The 17520-nt window shown below is 41.0% G+C and carries 18 protein-coding genes; 10 read left to right on the forward strand and 8 right to left on the reverse strand.

Going from position 1 to position 17520, the window contains the following annotated elements:
* Nucleotides 1-26 precede the first annotated feature (26 nt).
* Genes nirD through G7074_RS27415 form a run of 6 tightly spaced genes read left to right on the forward strand, consistent with a single transcriptional unit; the run spans nt 27 to nt 7816 of the window.
* Nucleotides 27-377 carry a nitrite reductase small subunit NirD gene (gene nirD, locus G7074_RS24710; protein WP_090763800.1) on the forward strand — a complete coding sequence of 117 codons (351 nt, stop codon included), beginning with the start codon at nt 27-29 and terminating at the stop codon, nt 375-377.
* A 51-nt stretch (nt 378-428) separates the two neighbouring features.
* Nucleotides 429-824, forward strand: coding sequence for a hypothetical protein (locus tag G7074_RS24715; RefSeq protein WP_233603869.1), 396 nt, complete (start codon nt 429-431; stop codon nt 822-824).
* 36 nt (nt 825-860) lie between these two features.
* Complete coding sequence (locus G7074_RS24720) at nt 861-2228, forward strand: MFS transporter (RefSeq protein ID WP_166211862.1); 1368 nt, start codon at nt 861-863, stop codon at nt 2226-2228.
* A gap of 40 nt (nt 2229-2268) precedes the next feature.
* Complete coding sequence (locus G7074_RS24725) at nt 2269-5814, forward strand: nitrate reductase (RefSeq protein ID WP_124559908.1); 3546 nt, start codon at nt 2269-2271, stop codon at nt 5812-5814.
* Between the two features lie 15 nt (nt 5815-5829).
* Complete coding sequence (locus G7074_RS24730) at nt 5830-6327, forward strand: nitrate reductase associated protein (RefSeq protein ID WP_205944117.1); 498 nt, start codon at nt 5830-5832, stop codon at nt 6325-6327.
* A gap of 10 nt (nt 6328-6337) precedes the next feature.
* Nucleotides 6338-7816, forward strand: a complete 1479-nt coding sequence (locus G7074_RS27415; protein WP_124559907.1) for a rubredoxin — start codon at nt 6338-6340, stop codon at nt 7814-7816.
* Nucleotides 7817-7827: 11 nt separating this feature from the next.
* Here G7074_RS27415 and G7074_RS24740 read toward each other — a convergent pair whose 3' ends face one another.
* The 3 genes from G7074_RS24740 to G7074_RS27425 all read right to left on the reverse strand — a co-directional run bounded on the left by G7074_RS24740 (nt 7828) and on the right by G7074_RS27425 (nt 9067).
* Nucleotides 7828-8412: a molybdenum cofactor guanylyltransferase gene (locus G7074_RS24740; RefSeq protein WP_166211865.1), complete on the reverse strand. Its 585-nt coding sequence runs from the start codon at nt 8410-8412 to the stop codon at nt 7828-7830.
* A gap of 11 nt (nt 8413-8423) precedes the next feature.
* The gene (locus tag G7074_RS27420) at nt 8424-8723 is read right to left on the reverse strand and encodes a Crp/Fnr family transcriptional regulator (protein WP_240916403.1); all 300 of its coding nucleotides are present in this window, start codon (nt 8721-8723) and stop codon (nt 8424-8426) included.
* A gap of 83 nt (nt 8724-8806) precedes the next feature.
* Complete coding sequence (locus tag G7074_RS27425; protein ID WP_240916404.1) at nt 8807-9067, reverse strand: Crp/Fnr family transcriptional regulator; 261 nt, start codon at nt 9065-9067, stop codon at nt 8807-8809.
* Nucleotides 9068-9303: 236 nt separating this feature from the next.
* On the opposite strand from G7074_RS27425, the gene G7074_RS24750 reads away from it, so the two are divergent.
* A complete protein-coding gene (locus G7074_RS24750) occupies nt 9304-9513 on the forward strand; it encodes a hypothetical protein (RefSeq protein WP_124559904.1) in 210 nt (69 codons plus the stop codon).
* A gap of 46 nt (nt 9514-9559) precedes the next feature.
* Here G7074_RS24750 and G7074_RS24755 read toward each other — a convergent pair whose 3' ends face one another.
* Genes G7074_RS24755 through G7074_RS24765 form a run of 3 tightly spaced genes read right to left on the reverse strand, consistent with a single transcriptional unit; the run spans nt 9560 to nt 14536 of the window.
* On the reverse strand, nt 9560-10873 hold the full coding sequence (locus G7074_RS24755) for a PepSY domain-containing protein (protein WP_124559903.1): 1314 nt from the start codon (nt 10871-10873) through the stop codon (nt 9560-9562).
* A 39-nt stretch (nt 10874-10912) separates the two neighbouring features.
* A complete protein-coding gene (locus G7074_RS24760; protein WP_124559902.1) occupies nt 10913-12139 on the reverse strand; it encodes a DUF4374 domain-containing protein in 1227 nt (408 codons plus the stop codon).
* A 30-nt stretch (nt 12140-12169) separates the two neighbouring features.
* Nucleotides 12170-14536: a TonB-dependent receptor gene (locus G7074_RS24765; RefSeq protein WP_166211868.1), complete on the reverse strand. Its 2367-nt coding sequence runs from the start codon at nt 14534-14536 to the stop codon at nt 12170-12172.
* 251 nt (nt 14537-14787) lie between these two features.
* Here G7074_RS24765 and G7074_RS24770 point away from each other — a divergent pair, with 251 nt between their 5' ends.
* The gene (locus tag G7074_RS24770) at nt 14788-15375 is read left to right on the forward strand and encodes a DUF4142 domain-containing protein (RefSeq protein WP_166211871.1); all 588 of its coding nucleotides are present in this window, start codon (nt 14788-14790) and stop codon (nt 15373-15375) included.
* A 36-nt stretch (nt 15376-15411) separates the two neighbouring features.
* Here G7074_RS24770 and G7074_RS24775 read toward each other — a convergent pair whose 3' ends face one another.
* A complete protein-coding gene (locus G7074_RS24775) occupies nt 15412-15807 on the reverse strand; it encodes a LytTR family DNA-binding domain-containing protein (protein ID WP_124559899.1) in 396 nt (131 codons plus the stop codon).
* Between the two features lie 169 nt (nt 15808-15976).
* On the reverse strand, nt 15977-16639 hold the full coding sequence (locus tag G7074_RS24780; RefSeq protein WP_233603867.1) for a competence protein: 663 nt from the start codon (nt 16637-16639) through the stop codon (nt 15977-15979).
* A gap of 194 nt (nt 16640-16833) precedes the next feature.
* On the opposite strand from G7074_RS24780, the gene G7074_RS24785 reads away from it, so the two are divergent.
* On the forward strand, nt 16834-17052 hold the full coding sequence (locus G7074_RS24785) for a hypothetical protein (protein ID WP_166211874.1): 219 nt from the start codon (nt 16834-16836) through the stop codon (nt 17050-17052).
* 61 nt (nt 17053-17113) lie between these two features.
* Nucleotides 17114-17497 carry a transmembrane 220 family protein gene (locus G7074_RS24790; RefSeq protein WP_158674035.1) on the forward strand — a complete coding sequence of 128 codons (384 nt, stop codon included), beginning with the start codon at nt 17114-17116 and terminating at the stop codon, nt 17495-17497.
* Nucleotides 17498-17520 lie beyond the last annotated feature (23 nt).

Genomic DNA, 17520 nt, shown 5'->3' on the forward strand with positions numbered 1-17520 from the left:
ACAATTTTCAATTTAAACTTAATCTTATGACAGAAACAACAAACAACTGGTTAGCCGCATGTCGTGTTGAAGACGCAGTAGAAAATGGCGGGGTATGTGTAAAACACGGTGAAGAACAAATTGCGTTATTCTATTTTACCAGAAGAAATGAGTGGTATGCCACCCAAAATGAGTGTCCCCACAAAAAGCAAATGGCTTTAAGCCGTGGAATGATTGGCTCTATTACCGACGAACCTAAGGTAGCCTGCCCTTTCCACAAAAAAACGTTTTCGTTAAACACCGGTGAATGCTTAAGTGGCGATGAATGCGCCATAAAAACCTACCCGGTAAAGGTAGAAAATGGAACTGTTTATGTTGGAATCAATCCAAAATCTTAAATTGTATTATTAAGAGAAAACAAACCAAAGTTCAACCTAAACCAAACCAAAATGAAAACTCAAAATCGCGTAGCTATTATTAGCTGCTTAGTATCCACTGTGTTCTTTTTTCAAGCCAAAGCACAAACCAAAGCTGTTTTATTTGATGGCATTTTAACTGCAGGCTATGTTGACCACGGCGCTTTTATAAATTGTGCAGGTCCAAGTATCAAATTCAGCAAAAAGCCTTATACAGTTTTACTAGGCATGTTACCTAGCTTAAGAATTAAGGAAGATAAAGTTGCAACTGGTGCTACCAAAAACTCAGTACTTACCCCTAATCTGGGTTTTGGCTTAACTGCCGCCTTCCGTCACATTGCCATTCAATTACCCGTTTTTTACAATGCTAAAACTGCGGTAAAAAATGGTGAATGGAACCTGGGTGCTGGCCTGGGCTATAAATTTTAATCCAACCATTAAATCAACCCCGCTTAACTGAACATTATGACAACTAACCTTAGCCCCAAACCGTTAGATAAACTGAATATATTTTCGCTTAAAGGCGTTCAGATGAAAACCTTCCACATTACCTGGCTTACCTTTTTCTTCTGCTTTTTTGCCTGGTTCGGAATGGCTCCACTGATGAAAATTGCCCGCGAGCAGCTGCATTTAACCAAAGATCAGGTTGGTAATATCCAGATTGCCTCAGTATCAGCCACTATTATTGCACGCTTGCTGATTGGAAGACTGATTGATAAATTTGGCCCGAAACTCATTTATACCTGGTTACTCGTACTTTGTGCCATTCCGGTGCTGTTAATTGGCACCAGTCAGTCTTACACTTCCTTTTTGCTTTTCCGTTTGGCTATTGGCGTAATTGGCGCATCATTCGTTATTACACAGTTCCACACCTCTATTATGTTTGCCCCAAACATTAAAGGCACAGCCAACGCTACAGCAGGTGGTTTTGGTAATGCAGGTGGCGGTGCTGCAAATTTGTTTATGCCCCTGATTGCCTCTGCGTTGACTGCTTTAGGCTTTTGCAGTACTGAAGATAGCTGGCGTTATGCCATGATTTTCCCTGGAGTAATGCTTTTAATCTGCGCTTTCTTATATAATCGCTACACGCTCGATAGTCCGCAGGGAGATTTTAAAAACATTAAAGACGAAAACATCAAAAGCACCCAAAACACTTTCCTGATTGCAGCAAAAGATTACCGTACCTGGATTTTAACCATTGCCTATGCAGCTTGTTTCGGTGTAGAAATTACGGTCGACAATTTTGCGCCGATTTTCTTTACCGATTCATTTGGTGCAACAATAGCTGTAGCAGGCATGGTTGCAGGTATTTTTGGCTGGATTAACGTTTTTGCCCGCCCACTTGGTGGCATCGTAGCCGATAAAATAGGTAAAACCTGGGGCTTTGACGGCAAAACCCTCTTGTTAGCCATATTATTACTTGTAGAAGGTGTTGGATTGATCTGGTTTGCCAAATCCGGCAATATCAGCATGGCTATTTTCATGATGTTCGTATTTGGCCTGAGCCTAAAAATGGCCAACGGAGCAACCTATAGCCTGGTTCCCTTCATCAATCCGCTTGCTGTGGGCAGTGTGGCAGGTATTGTTGGGGCCGGCGGAAATATCGGTGCCATGTTAATTGCCTTTATGTTTAAGGCTAAAGCCAGTCATGCTTCAAAAAACATAGTCGAAAATGGCATAAACGTACATAAAGACTTAATTGATTACACCAGTGCATTTACCTTACTGGGCTTCATCATTTTAGCAATCGGCGTTGTGGTATTCATTTTCAGAACGATTATGGCTCAGAAAACTGTAGAAATTGATGAGTTGGTACTAAGCACCGGTAAATAAAGACTTAATCCGAAAAACTACCTATAACCTTGTTTATCATTTGAACAACGAAACAAACATATCGCCAAATACCACCACCTGCTGCTATTGTGGCGTGGGTTGTGGTATTGTGGTAAATAAAGACATCCACGAAAGGATTACGGTTGAAGGCGACAAAACCCACCCGGTAAATAAGGGCATGTTGTGCAGCAAAGGGCTGAACCTGCATTATACCGCAAACGATAAAAGCGACCGCCTGCTTTATCCTGAAATGCGCTACAATAAAAACATGCCTTTGCAACGGGTAAGCTGGAATACGGCGCTGGATAGAACCGCAGCGGTATTTAAAGCGCTTATTAAAAAATATGGCCCTGATAGTGTAGCCTTTTATGCCAGCGGGCAATGTTTAACCGAAGAATATTACGTAGTAAATAAATTAATTAAAGGTTTTATCGGTAGTAATAACATCGATACCAACAGCCGCTTATGTATGAGCAGTGCGGTTGTTGGTTATAAAATGAGCCTGGGCGAAGATACCGTACCCATTAGCTACGACGATATTGAAATTGCCGATTGCATTTTTGTGGCTGGCGCAAACCCGGCTTGGTGCCATCCCATCCTGTGGCGCCGGGTTGAAGCCGCTAAACTAAATAACCCCAATTTAAAAATTATTGTCAGCGACCCGCGTAAAACCCAAACCTGCTCACTCGCAGATGTGCATTTACAACTAAACCCGGGTACAGATATTACGCTGCACCATGCTGTTGGCCGCTGCCTGATTGAAGACGGGAAAGCAGATGCTGATTTTATCATCAACAGTACCAACGGTTACGAAAAATACCATGAAACTGTTTTTCAAACCACCATAGCAGAAGCCGCTGCCATTTGTGGCATCGAAGAAAGCGCCATCCGTTTAGCTGCCAGTTACATTGGCAATGCCAAAGGTTTTATTACCATGTGGACCATGGGGCTTAATCAAAGCGTGGTGGGCACCAATAAAAACCTTTCGTTAATTAATCTCAACCTGATAACGGGGCATATTGGCAAACCCGGCAGTGGTCCATTTTCACTGACCGGGCAACCTAATGCCATGGGCGGTCGCGAAGTAGGCGGATTAAGCAATTTATTACCCGCGCACCGCAACCTTGCCAACGAAAACCACCGTAACGAGGTAGAAAAATTTTGGCAAATCCCTTTGGGCACCATCCAGTCTAAACCGGGCTTAACTGCCACAGAAATGTTTGACGAGCTGAACTCAGGAAAACTGAAAGCTGTTTGGATACTCTGTACCAATCCCTTAATCAGCCTGCCCGATGTACGTATAGCAGAAGCTGGCCTAAAGAATGCCAGATTCGTAGTGGTGCAAGACATCAGCAATAAGGTAGAAACACTGAAATATGCCGATGTAGTACTACCCGCAGCCGCCTGGGCCGAAAAAGAAGGCACCATGACCAACGCAGGACGTTATATTGCCTATCTGAGTAAAATTACCGAGGCGCCCGGAGAGGCTTTACCCGATTCGGAAATCATTTGCCGCTTTGCACAAAAAATGGGCTACAGCGGTTTTGGCTTTAAAAATGCTGCTGCTATTTATGATGAACATGCAGCACTTACCGAAGGTACCAATATTGATATAAGCGGGCTTAACTACCAGATTTTAAAAGAAAAAAGAGCGGTACAATGGCCATACCCAAAAAACAAAAACACAGAGGGAACTGCGCGTTTATTTACCGATCATCAATTCTTTACACCCGATAAAAGAGCTAACATTGTATCGGTGAGCGATGCCAACCAATCGGAAGCCCTCAGCCCTGAACACCCACTGATTTTAACCACAGGCAGGATCAGAGACCAGTGGCACACCCGAAGCAAAACGGGGAAGGTTAACAAACTGAACCAACACATCAGCGAATCTTTTTTAGAAATAAATCCGGTTGATGCAGCAGCAAGAAACATCAAAGACAACGATATAATCGAAGTGTTAAGCTTACGCGGTAATGTGCGTGTAAAAGCCAAATACTCTACCGATATTAAACCCGGTGTTGTTTTTATGCCCATGCACTGGGGATTGATTTTAAAAAGCGATTTAAACCGCGTAAACAACCTAACCAACAACCTGGTTGATCCGTTAAGTAAAGAACCCGATTTCAAGTTTACCGCTGTAGAAGTAAAGCTATATAAAAAAGCAAGGCAAAAAATTATTGTAATTGGTGCAGGAGCCGGAGCCTGCGGTTTTGTTAAAAGCTACCGGGCACTAAACACAACCGACGATATCGAGATTTTTAGCAAAGAAGATTTCCCTTTTTACAACCGCGTACTCCTTCCCGATTACATTATCGGTACGCTCCCATGGCACAACCTCATCAAAATGAGCGATAGCGAAGAGGAAGATTATAGAATTAAGCTACACCGTGGCTTAAGTATCGAAAAAATAAATAAAGCAGATAAAACCGTTACCGATAGCAAAGGAAAAACGCATCATTACGATGTACTGCTCCTTGCAACCGGAAGCAGAGCATTTGTGCTTAAAGACCTGCCCAAACTGAATGGCATTTTTACCATGCGTAGTCGTACAGATGCAGATGAATTTAAGAAACATGTACCCCAAACCAATGGCAAAGTAGTCATTGTAGGTGGCGGTTTGCTGGGAATCGAACTGGCTACATCACTAGCCGAAACAGGCTCAAAAGTAGCCATAATCCAAAGGATTTCGCGTTTAATGGGCCGCCAGCTCGATGCTTTAGGTAGCCAGCTATTACACGAAGAATTGATTAGCAAGGGCATCGAAATCTTTTACAACGATGAGGTAGACCGTGTGATCGGCGAAAAAAACATCACTGGTGTACGTTTAAAAAGCGGGTTGATGATTGATTGCGAATCTTTTGTAACTGCCATCGGCACCGTACCCAATATCGAATTAATTAAAGAGGCTGGCATAACCTGCAAAAGAGGTGTAGTGGTTGATGAATACCTGCGAACCAACGAAGAAGACATTTTTGCCATTGGCGAAATTGCCGAATTTAAAGGTGAAATGTATGGCATTACCGCAGCAGCAGAGCAACAGGCAGAAATAGTAGCACGATTTCTATGTGGCGATATTGCCAAATTTTACCAGGGCAGTTTGCTGATGAATATTTTGAAAATGCACAGTCTCGAACTTTGTTCGTTAGGTCTGGCCGAAATACCCAACAACGACCCTACCTACGAAGAAATTGTTTTTATTGACAAGGCCAAACGCTATTATAAAAAATGTATTGTACACAACGACAAACTGGTAGGCGCAATATTAATTGGCGATAAAGGCGAGTTCCTGGAGTTCCGCAACCTGATTGAAAACAAGATGGAGCTGAGTGAAAAAAGGCTTCAGCTTTTAAGAAGCGGCAAAACAACGGAACCGCTTATTGGCCGAACCGTTTGCAGCTGTAACAATGTGGGCGAGGGTAACTTAATCAACAAAATAAAAGATGGCTGTAAAGATCATTTACAACTTTGCCAGCTAACCGGGGCAGGCATGGGCTGTGGCAGTTGCCGCCCCGAAGTTAAAGCCATTCTCGATTCTTTTGTAAACGTACTCAAAACCGAACCTAAAGCCGCTCTGGCCGAATAAATTAAACTGAAAGCGATGATGAAAACAACTCTTGGTCCTTCTGAATTTATTAACGTTAAAGGCATCGAATATTTTAAGTTCGAAGAAGATTTTATTGAAGAAAATGTACGTTGCATCCCGATGATTGTCCGTTTTAAAATGGATGCTGCAGGGATAAAACTCAAACTGGCCGAATGGAGCAGGTTTCATCCGCAAGAGCGGGTTCAACTGGCCTTACTGCCTGTATTTACGCAAGAGGAAACCAACAAATACCACCAGTTCTTAATTAGCCTGATTGCCAAATACACCGGAAACCAGGCTACCACCCTCCCTATTGATCCGCTGCCCGACTGGGCCAATTTACACCAAATCCCAGCCATGCTTCAGGAGAAACTGGCAGAACTACAGCTACAGCTTTCCATTAGCCAATGGCGAAAGCTCACTAATATACAGCGATTTGCGCTTTTAAAATTATGCAGGCCCGGGCACGAAAACAAGAACTTCCCCAAAGCCATTATCGAATTTGGAATTTAACCAGCTGAGCATGTACAAAACAATTATTATTAACTTTCCAGGGGGCATTATCTCGCCCGGCAAGCTATTCAACATCCTTGTAGCAGCGAGTAAAGCACGCATTCAATACGTACGCTTTGGCCTGCGCCAACAGTTATTAATCGATACCACGACTTACAACATTGATATTTTTACGGCAGAACTAGATAAGCTGGAAGTTGACTATGAAGAAAACACCAATAATTCCCCCAACATCATTAGTTCTTACCCTGCAGAAGAAATTTTTATCCAAAAAACATGGCTAACAGAAGGCGTATATAAGGATATTCTTGATAGTATCGACTTTAAACCAACTATAAAAGTAAACATTTGCGATAACGACCAGAGTTTCACTCCGATGTTAACGGGTAACATTAACTGGATAGCCTCTTCACAATCGCAACATTACTGGCATCTGATTATCCGTTTTCCGAAAACCAATGTAATATACGAGTGGAACCAGCTCTGCTACACCAACCACATTGCCCAGGTTACAAAAGCTATAGAAACGATTATTAAGAACAACCCTGATAAATTTATCGATAATCCCACAGCCAATGGCGAGGAATTGTTTGCAGCACTGGCGCATGATCATTTCATCATTAAACCTGCACAGCAGTCCGTTTCCTTATCATCATTTAACCTTCCATATTACGAGGGCTTAAACCGTTATAACAATAAATACTGGTTAGGCATATACCGCCGCGATGAGCTGTTTAGCATAGCCTTCTTAAAAAAACTATGTCAGCTCTGTTTGGCTACCAAATTAGGTCAGCTTTGCTGTACCTCGTGGAAAACGATTATTATCAAAGGAATTAACGAAGAAGACAAAAAGCTTTGGAATACCCTGCTCGAAGAGTTTGAAGTGAACATGCGCCACGCCGCCAATGAGCTTAATTTTCAGGTAGAAGACAATTGCAATGAAGGTTTGGCGCTCAAAAATTTTCTGGTAAAAAGCTTAAGCATTGATGATACCCGCACCTTCGGGATTTGTTTCGGCATTAAAACCCGCAAAAAGAGCGAAGTTTTTAGCAGCATATTGATTCAAAAACGACATTTAATCGATTTGTTTGGCCTAAAACTCTTTCCGGTATACGATATTCTATGCGCCAAAGATTTTAACCCTAATGAGCGCACGGGAGAAATTTTTAGTCGCAGTAACCCAAGCTTTCTGCTACCTGAGCAAGTGAGGCGTGCGGTGTTCAAATTTTACAAATACCGTTTAAATACCATCAAAACAGATCAGCAGCAACCCATTATTACAGAAGAACCTGCTAAAAAAGGAAGCGATTTTTTGTACCAATGCAACAGTTGCCTCACGGTGTATAACGAAAAAACGGGAGATGAAACTCAGGGTATTTTACCGGGCACAACATTTAAAGATTTGCCAGAAAACTATTGCTGTCCACTTTGTGAAGGAGATAAAAATGATTTTAGCAAGATCGATCAATCTGCATTGCAATTGTTGTAAACACAATCGCCTTACAATCCATTAATTTCGGCATGGGAATTAAAATTCCCGAAAAAACGATCGTCGTTATCTTCAACAGCTATTTCGCACACCTGCAGCTTACTCAATACAAATTTCATACTGTGTTTGGTTAACTGATGCGTTTGTAATAAATGCCAGATGCTTTTTAAACCTTTGGCGGTATAAATACCACACAAAGGCTCTTGTTGGCCATTCCGCGTAAAAATATAGGCATCGAAAGCCTCAGCGGCAAGGTACGCTTCTGATAATTGATTGAGCAACCGGTTCTCCATCAGCAGTAAATCGCAGGCCAGTACAAATAAATCATGCCTGGGGCTTAACAAATGCGCAGAAAGTACGCCAAGTAGTGGTCCTCTAAAGTCAAACGAAGTATGATCGGCCACTAGATGCTCTTCTCCGAAATAGCCTGCATAAGCTACCTGTTGGATGGCATTAACAGAAAATATAACCGGAATTTGCAATAAAGCAAGTTTATCGGCAGCCAATTGTGCCCAAAGCTTATCCTGATGGCTTAACAACCCCTTATCGGAGCCCATCCTTAAACTTTGACCGCCACATAAAACTACGCCTAACATAGCCAATTGCTTTATTTATTACTCAATTCTTTTAGCCCCGCTTCATTTAAAATACCAATTTGCTTACCCGCTACCACAACCAGTTGCTCTGCAAGCAACTCGTTCATGGTCCTGAAAACCGTTTCGTAAGTTGCACCGGTATAAGCTGCCAAATCTTGTCTGCTTAAAGCCAGGTTTAAAAAACCACCTTCATTTAAGCCAAACTGATCTTTAAGGTTCAAAATAGCCATAGCCAACCTGCCTTTAACCGACATTAAGGCCAGGTCTCTCATTTTCTTCTCAGAAGTATGCAGCTCATCGGCATAAAACATTAACAAACCATAGGCAAACTCCTGGTTTACTTTTATGGTAGCTTTAAAAAATTCGATATCAACAAAACAAAGCTGTGTTGTTTCTAAAGCTGTTGCCGATATCGGGTAAGTAGAAATGTTATTGCTGATTCCCGATGGCCGATAATTGCACCATCGTTGGCAAAACGCAAAATCAGTTCTTTATCGCCCCAATGCTTATGCACTTTTACATTACCCGAAGTTACGAAATAAACCCCGCTCACGGGATCGCCTTCTTTAATAATCACCTCTCCTTTTTTGGCTGTAAAATTCCTTTTATGGTTATCAATAGCTGCATGCCATTCTTTTAAGGTAAGTTGGCACATAAAGCAAGTTTTAAGATCGCAACTACTGTTTTTTTTCATTTATAATGGGGATATAAACGTAAAATTAACAAATGTTACCAGCTTTTGGTCCTTTTCTCCCCAAATACCTGCTTATTAACCATTGTTGAAAATTTTATTACAACAAAACTCCCTGAATGTGAACGTTTAGCGTTTTTTGCCGGCTAACTATGCATAAAGAAGTTTAAAGATATGCCGTCAAATTTTAATTTTGTGTTATGGCAAATACGAACGTTAGAAAATCAATTCAGAATAAAATCGAATCATTGGGTAAGGAAATTGAAACCCTGCAAGGCGAATTAAAAAGATGGGAAAAAATCGCTGCTGATTATGAAACCAACTCAGAAAGTATCGATCTGATTTTATCGATTCAATTACCTGAAAAAGCTGAACCTAAAGCTAAAAAAAGTAAAGCCGTATTGGCTTAAAAAAGAATTCCCGGACAATGTCCGGGAATTCAACTCATTCAAAATCTCAGTGTTCATATGCAGCAACAGTTTCGCCTGTTTTACGTGCCGGAATTTTTGCCCTTGGCTTTACCTGTGCCAGCAAAGCTTTACCCCCTGTTTGTACGGGTTCCTTTTTCGTTGATTTTTTCTTGAATTTACGTCCGTACCAGATCAGAAAACCGGTAATGGGCAAGCTTGCACCAATTAAAGCGGCCAAAAATGCAAGCACTTTCCCCGGAAAACCTAAAATGCTGCCCACATGGATATCGTAATTCATTTTTCGCAGCTTACCACCAAAACCTGCCTCATCGTAAGGAATGGCATAAACTCCCTTTCTCTGAAATTCTTTTAAGGTATGCTGATCAAAAGTATAGCCCTGGTTATTGTAAAACTGACCTTTGTTGGGATAAACTGTAATGTTGATGGTAGCTTTCGCTTTACTGGTATCGGGGAAATTATAATAAAACCCTGCTGATTTCGGGTGTCTGCTGATTACTTTGTTCCAGGCCAGATCCATGGCTTTTTGTGGGGTATAAAATTTACCTAAAGCCAGCGAATCGGATTCTAAACGCTGAAAATCACCCAGCTTATCGCCACCCGAGGTTACCCAATAAAGGCCTTCGCTATACCACCTGATACCGTATACCATACCAGTTAGTGCAATAAACAATAAAAAGATAAGCGAATAAAAGCCCAGTACGTTGTGCAGGTCTAAATTAACCCGCTTAAATGAGGCACCCCACTTAATCTTGAAACTCTTATCGCGGGTAGATTTGTTCCATTTTTTAGGATACCACCAAATCAGTCCGGTAATGAGCAAGACCACGAAAACCAGCGTACCATAGTTTACAATTGGCCGGCCAATGGCATAAGGCAACCACAAAAAGCGGTGCCCGTTTAAAATAAACCTGAAAAAGTCTACCTCGCCTTTTTTATGCACCACCGTGCTGATTACCTCGCCAGTATATGGATTGATTTTAAGGCTTGTTCCGCCACCTCTTCTGCCCTCGTCTTTTTTGCCCCTTAAATTTAAATTAATAGCCCTTCCCTGCTGGTACTGGGCATAAGAAGGCACCTTATCCGGGTAAAGTTTAAAAGCAATAGCGCTCAGCTGCGAAGGTGGAATAACCGGTGTATCCTGTCTTTCAATTTTCGTTTCCGGTTCTAACAAGGCAGTAATTTCTTCGTTAAAAACCCAAATACAGCCTGTAATACAAACAATTAGGACAATAACGCCCGAAACCAGGCCCAGCCAGAGATGAAGCCATTTATTGATCCTGTTAAATAACGAATCTTTATTCTTTTTCTTTGCCTGAGTAGTTTTGATTACCGTTGCCATTGTCCTGTTTTGTTTGATGTTGAAATGATGATTTTAAGCTTATTTTAAATGCTGGATTGCGGTAATTAAACCACCTTCTACTTTTAGTCCTTTTGTTGCGGTTAGTGCTGATGCATCAACTTTGTACACGTAGCTGGTTCCATCTTTCAGGTTTAAACCGATGTAAGCTGTTTTACCATCTTTGGGTGTATAATTATTGGTGGTAATGCTCGAAATATCAGTAGAAGCAGGTATTCCGTTAACTTTTTTAAATGTTTTATCAACCACATTCAAAATTCCGATCGTTTTTCCTACTGTATAAGCACCTTTTTCTGCTTTTGGTATGGCGTTTACCACAAAATTATTGTTACCGATATACAACCAGTTGGTAATTACGTTACCACCAGAAACTGATTCAAAATCAACAAAATAACTTAAATCGAATTCGGTAGTACCGGCCTTAATTTTGGTAATGGTTGATGGCTTTGTAGAGCTTAACACACCATTGGTAACGGCTACAGAAGAAGAGAAAGCATACACATCACCATTTTCTACCAAACCTAAACCATCGGTAAAATACCTGCCGATAAAGCTGGTTCTGTCGTCTTTAATTACCTTTTCAAGTTTCATTTCCGGGTAAGAATAAACAGCAATCCAGGCATTGTTAGGGAAATTTGTACCAAAAGATTCACCACAGCAGGCCTTAATTGAAAAGTACGGCGCATAAACCTTATTGCCTACTTGTTTAATCCAACTAAAGTGGGCCGATTCGCCGTTGTTTGATGGCGCCTGAACATCAATGGTTCCTTCGCCTGCAATTAATAAACTATTGGTATTTACCCTGTACCAGTTGGCCAGTGGCGTAGCAATATTTCTCGGTATTTTAACCAAAAGGATATCATCGTTTACAGGAGCAAAAGCCTGCACCGTTTCGGTCTGGAAATTAGATAGTTTATTTAGCTTACCCGACAGGATGTTGTAAGTAGTTACAGCACCTGGATTTCCCTGCCCGTAAAGCATGCTGAAAAATTTATTGTTGTGAGTAACATAGTAACGGTAGGTTCCGTCTTGTTCTACCCCATTACCAACGGTAGAAATGCTGCCTTTATCTAAATCGCTTGCAGTAAGCAGGTAATCGGCTACTCCGGTTGATGCTACTGGTGTTACTGCCAGAATAAAATTACCCGGGTTGTTGGGAATACTTTCGCCTTCTTCTTTTTTAGAACACGAGGTTAGCACAGCAGCAAAAGCTAAAGCTATAAACGCTTTGGTTAAATTTGTTTTCATTATGAACTGTTTTAATAATTAATTATTGATTTAATTGATAAAATATCTTAGGTTCAGGTAGAAAGCCCTACCCGGTTTTTGGAGACTAAAATTGTCGAAGAGATTGGCGTTGGTGATATTTTTGGCTTCCAAACCAATGTTGTAGCGACCTTGTTTTAAGCTGTAAACGAGATTTACATCGTGATTAAATTGTTGAGGAATAACCTTTTTATCGTCGCTGATGGTTTTACCACCCTGGCTTGGCCAGTACAGCCAAAAGGCATGCACATATAGTAAATTATAGCCTATAGTAAGGTTATTGCCTTTATGACCTACATCTTTTAGCGATACCGAAACATCTCCGTTTCCGTACAAATAAGGGATATTGGGCATCTGATCGAGGTATACGATACTGATTGAAGCGAATTTTTGTCCGGTACTGGGGTCGATTTCGTATTTCTGCAGGTTTTTAAGGTTTTGATAGGTTACGGTTGTACCTATGCTTAACCAATTTTTGTAAGAATACCTGATTTCTGCATCACCACCAACTGTTCTTACTCCGTCGCGGTTATCGGCTACCAATTTGGATTGGTTTTGGTTTAAACGGCTATAAATGAAATTGGTAGCATTTCTATAAATTCCATTGGCCGAGAAAGCAAAGTTATGATCGTGCGAAACCGAAAAAGCATAGCTCAATCCCAAATTAAAATTATCGCTTTTTTCGGGTTTTAAGCTAGGGTTGGCATCCTGGTTTTCTACATCACCAAATATTTCCTGGGCTTCGGGCATGCGGTTGGTTAATTCGTACGAAGCTTTTAACTGAAGGTTTCTGTTTAAAAAATAACTGGCTGCTGCACCATAACCCAAACGCTCCAGATTATTTTTACCTGCACCAGTACCGCTTCCGTTAACATTATTCTGGTTAATGTATTTACCAAAAACCGTAGCACTCCATTTATTTTTTACGTCAAAATTATAACCCAGACCTAAAATATTCTTGTTGGTTTTCTTTGTACGTTCGTGCTCTGCATTGGTTGGATTCAGTTCATCACTTCCCTTACGGTTAAAAGTGCTGAAAACATTGCTCAGCGCTACCGATTGATTATCGTTAATGCGGTAATTGAGCATGGTTGTGGCCAGGCCATTGTTGTTTTTGTATTTGTATAAACTTCTTGCGCGCTCGCCATTCGATCCGTTTGGTTTACTATTGCCATACCAATCGTAACGTACATTTAGTGTATCGATATTTTGCTCGTTACCCAGGTTGTAATTGGCATTGATGGTTACATCCAGCCCTTTAACCAGGTTTTCTTTCTTGTATTTTAAGCTGGGCATTAAAATATTCCCCCGGCGGTGCCAGCCTCCAAAAACCGAAGCCATCCGGGCACCAGTTTGTATTTCTTTATAATTCTGACCAACAGTAACACCAAATAAGAGTTTATCGGCATAGCTTTTTCCTACTACGCCTACATTGGCAATTAAAGTTTCGTTATGGTAGGTATCGTTAAACCTCCGAAGTTTAGCGGCTGGTGCATAAGCCCCGGTCCAGATATCTGATGCTTCAACGGTTACTTTGTAGTCGTTATCAGAATAGTTCTGAAATGCATTTAACTGAATAGTAAAGCCATTTTTTGAAGTTGTGGCGGCATTAATTACGCTTCTGTGGGTGTTAAACGAACCAAAAGAATAAGAAGCATCGATATAGTTGCGGTAGCGATCGCCGGTTACAATGTTAATTGCACCACCAAGGGCATCCGACCCCAGCCACATCGGCACCACGCCTTTATATACTTCAACCCTGTCTGCAATGTTAATCGGGATATTGTTAATCTGAAACGAGGAACCAAAATTATCCATTGGTATCCCATCTATAAAATACCTTACGTGGTTGCCCGAAAAACCATTTAATGAAAGGTTAAAGTTAGAACCCACCCCGCCCGATTCTCTTACCCGTATGCCTGCAACGCGATCGAGGGCTCCCGAAATATCGAGTGTGGTATTGTACAGCTTTTTGGCATCTACCGCAGTTACGTTAAAAGCCTGTCGGTTTACCTCCTGCGTAGCCGTTCTGCCAATTACATTCACGGTTTCCATCTGTTCTGCAGATTCGGAAAGATTAAAATTGAGTCCGCTTAACGGTTTATCGCCAATGGTAATTTCTTTCTTAAGGGTTTTAAAACCAATGGCCGATACCTGTAAAGTATAATTTCCGGCGGGGATTTGTACGATTTTAAAATTACCGCTACCATCGGTAAGGGTACCAAAATTTGTTTTATTAACTTTTACGGTGGCACCAGGAAGCGGATCGCCGCCGCTGGTTTTAACTTGTCCTGAAATGCCCGGTATTGGATTTTGGGCTGAAGCAAAAATTACACAGGCACATAGTATGCCCAATAGCAAAATTTTCTTAATTTGCATGGCTTTTAATGGAGATTAAAGGTGAGCCGGATTTCCGGTTTAGCCACACGGGTCCGAAACCGTGTGGCATTTTTATTCCGGGCAAAGATAGCCTCTATTTAGATCAAGTCCAAATAAGAATAAATAAATGTTAAATTTCGTTAATCCCCACCTTTAAGCCTGGCAGAAAAAACACTTACGATAAATCTTTTAAAACACTCAAACCCTTTCACTTAAAAACATGTTCTTCCTATACAACAAAAACAATGTATATGAAAAATTTAATTTATTTGATGGCCATTTCGGCATCGGTTTTAACTTTCCAGGCATGTAGCGGAGGGAATAAAGATGCTAAAGAAAGTGCCGACAGTTTAAACATGGCGAAAGATACCACAACAAATGTGGCGGCTACCGGTGGAATTGCAGTAGACGAAGCTGATGCCAAATTTACCACTCAGGCTGCTGTGGGCGGCATGGCCGAAGTAGAACTGGGAAAAATGGCGCTCGAAAAAAGCAGTAATGCAAAGGTGAAAGAATTTGCCACCATGATGGTAAAAGACCACGGCATGGCCAATACCGAATTAATGGCCATAGCCAAACTCAAAAACATTACCTTACCAGGTACGGTTGATGATGAGCATAAACAGAAAATGGACGACCTGAGTAAAAAAGCAGGGACAGATTTTGATAAAGCTTATGTAGATGCTATGGTAAGCGGGCATAAATCTACACAGAAATTAATGGAAGATGAAGCTAAAGACGGAAAAGATGCCGATCTCAAATCATTTGCAACCAAAACTGCTCCGATCGTTCAGAGCCATTTGGTAATGATCAATAAGATAAACGATAGTATGAAATAAAAAACGTTAATCACCTTCAACAATGGTTGAAGGTGATTAATAATTGCCTTTAAAATTATCTCTTTTAACCAAATGGGCAATTGCCTGCCTGATTTGCTCGTAACCAACAGGTTTTACAAAGAATTTATCGCAATACACCCTAAAGGCATCGAGCGCATGCCTTTCATGGGCAGTCACAAAAATGAGGTACTTAACGCGATCGCGTATTACTTTGGCTATATCAATGCCCGACACTTCCATGCCAATATCAAGGAAAAGGAAATCAATTTCACCATATGCGCGGATCGCCTCAACCCCAGCAATCGGATCGGTATAGGTAGCTAACATGGTAAATTCTTTTATGCGCGAAATATAAGCTTTCAGGATATCGATACTGATCTGGTCATCATCGATTATGACACAGGTATATGGTTCAAGATGAGGTAACTGCATTAACTTTTCTAACCAGTTAGCAAAGCTCAAGCCAAACCTGAAGGTAAGCCAGGCAAATTGAGCTGTTTAATCGCTAAACCCCTTTAAAACACGACCTATACAAATGGTTATTCCCCTTAAAAAATAGCCTTAAAACACATTTAAACAACGATTTTAGCTTGGTCTGAAATTATAACTCTGGTGGTGTATAACGTTCTATAAATGTCTTCCGGCTTAGCAATTTTAAATAGGGATAATTTCCGTTTAACTGCGGTCTTTGCTTAAGTTCATATAGAAAATGGCCGCCTAAATCGATGATAATCTTTGCGGTAGCACTATACCATACCATATGAGGCTGTTTCCAGCAAAAAGAATAGAGATTGGAAGTGAATTTTATGTCCTTTAACTCACTGTGGTAAAAATTCAACGGTTTGGGGAATAAATTCCCCTGTTCTATCTCTACTTTCCTCACCATCGAAAGATGATCGCTATGGCAAAACTCATAGTCCATTAATTTAGGATCATCCACATCTGGAAGGTGTTTAAGCACTTTAAAGCCTTTAAATTTCTTTCCATTCAGCACCCAAATCAGGTTTGGATAGAAAGCTTCCCGGCTATTTAATTCGACCAGTGTAATTGGGGAATTCTGAAACTCTATGGTATAGCCCGAAGGCGTAAAAATATCAGCCCGGTGCAGGTTATTATTGGCCGCATCGTAAAAGGCAATTTCCCGGAAAGAAGGCGGAAAAGCCAGTTTCCAATCGCGGTGCCAGACGGTTTCTTTTCTATAAAATTCTTCTTTTAGCATAGAAACATCCAAAACGGGTTCGGGAAGGGGATTAAATTTCTTCATCAGCTATTGCCCGCAAAATTGCTTAATTAGGGATACGCAAAATTAGACTAAAAATATTAGCATACAAAAAATATATCCACTCCCGGTATGACTAAATACTTCGAACTGAAATTATTCGGTCTGAACCAGAGCCATATATCAGATTAAAACAAACTTGTTTTTAAGGACCAGCAGTATAATGGTAACTTTGTGGCATGACCCTGGAAGAATTAAAACAGTTAGAAGATTTTTTTGCCAACGCCGAGCCCCAGCAGGTTCCAATCTATCTAAACGAGGCTACCGTAATTACAGATTATAAACATTTTCTGGAGAGCCATTTTCTTCCTTTAAGGCTTAATCCCGATGCCAAGGTAAATGCGCCGCTGGTACACCGGCTTAAAATGCTGAAGTTGCTGATCGAATCGAATGCCTAAATACACTACTCATTTTTTTTAATAAAATGGTGTATTTTAGCCTATTAAACAAATTCAAAATTTGAAAGCTTTTAATCTCTTATTCTGCATCCTGTTTATTGTTTCTGCCGGTTTACAGTACAACGATCCCGATCCCTATGTTTGGATGCCCATCTATCTTTTTGGCGCCTGGCTATGTTGGATGTATTTCCGTGGAAAATATTACCGCAAAGCTTATTTAGGTGGAATACTGGCTTACAGCGTGTATGCCATATACCTGTTTTTTGATAAATACGGCGTATTGAACTGGTATAACGACCATGCTGCCGAAAACATAGCCATGAGCATGAAAGCAACCAAACCATGGATAGAAGAAACCCGCGAATTTGGGGGCTTACTGATCCTGATTGTTGTACTTGCCATTGATTATCTAACCACCAGGGTAGCTTCGAAACGACTGGCCTAAAGTAGCTTTTAACTGATAAAAGT

This window comes from Pedobacter sp. HDW13, assembly GCF_011303555.1.
Classification (GTDB): Bacteria; Bacteroidota; Bacteroidia; order Sphingobacteriales; family Sphingobacteriaceae; genus Pedobacter.

Bases quoted from the DNA above. Each gene is read 5' to 3' on its own strand.
- G7074_RS24755 (WP_124559903.1), bottom strand. From the start codon at position 10,873: ATGGCAACGGTAATCAAAACTACTCAGGCAAAGAAAAAGAATAAAGAT.
- G7074_RS27425 (WP_240916404.1), bottom strand. From the start codon at position 9,067: ATGTGCCAACTTACCTTAAAAGAATGGCATGCAGCTATTGATAACCAT.
- G7074_RS24765 (WP_166211868.1), bottom strand. From the start codon at position 14,536: ATGCAAATTAAGAAAATTTTGCTATTGGGCATACTATGTGCCTGTGTA.
- nirD (WP_090763800.1), top strand. From the start codon at position 27: ATGACAGAAACAACAAACAACTGGTTAGCCGCATGTCGTGTTGAAGAC.
- G7074_RS24770 (WP_166211871.1), top strand. From the start codon at position 14,788: ATGAAAAATTTAATTTATTTGATGGCCATTTCGGCATCGGTTTTAACT.
- G7074_RS24750 (WP_124559904.1), top strand. From the start codon at position 9,304: ATGGCAAATACGAACGTTAGAAAATCAATTCAGAATAAAATCGAATCA.
- G7074_RS24785 (WP_166211874.1), top strand. From the start codon at position 16,834: ATGACCCTGGAAGAATTAAAACAGTTAGAAGATTTTTTTGCCAACGCC.
- G7074_RS24730 (WP_205944117.1), top strand. From the start codon at position 5,830: ATGATGAAAACAACTCTTGGTCCTTCTGAATTTATTAACGTTAAAGGC.
- G7074_RS27420 (WP_240916403.1), bottom strand. From the start codon at position 8,723: ATGTTTTATGCCGATGAGCTGCATACTTCTGAGAAGAAAATGAGAGAC.
- G7074_RS24715 (WP_233603869.1), top strand. From the start codon at position 429: ATGAAAACTCAAAATCGCGTAGCTATTATTAGCTGCTTAGTATCCACT.
- G7074_RS24780 (WP_233603867.1), bottom strand. From the start codon at position 16,639: ATGAAGAAATTTAATCCCCTTCCCGAACCCGTTTTGGATGTTTCTATG.
- G7074_RS24760 (WP_124559902.1), bottom strand. From the start codon at position 12,139: ATGAAAACAAATTTAACCAAAGCGTTTATAGCTTTAGCTTTTGCTGCT.
- G7074_RS24775 (WP_124559899.1), bottom strand. From the start codon at position 15,807: ATGCAGTTACCTCATCTTGAACCATATACCTGTGTCATAATCGATGAT.
- G7074_RS24740 (WP_166211865.1), bottom strand. From the start codon at position 8,412: ATGTTAGGCGTAGTTTTATGTGGCGGTCAAAGTTTAAGGATGGGCTCC.
- G7074_RS27415 (WP_124559907.1), top strand. From the start codon at position 6,338: ATGTACAAAACAATTATTATTAACTTTCCAGGGGGCATTATCTCGCCC.
- G7074_RS24720 (WP_166211862.1), top strand. From the start codon at position 861: ATGACAACTAACCTTAGCCCCAAACCGTTAGATAAACTGAATATATTT.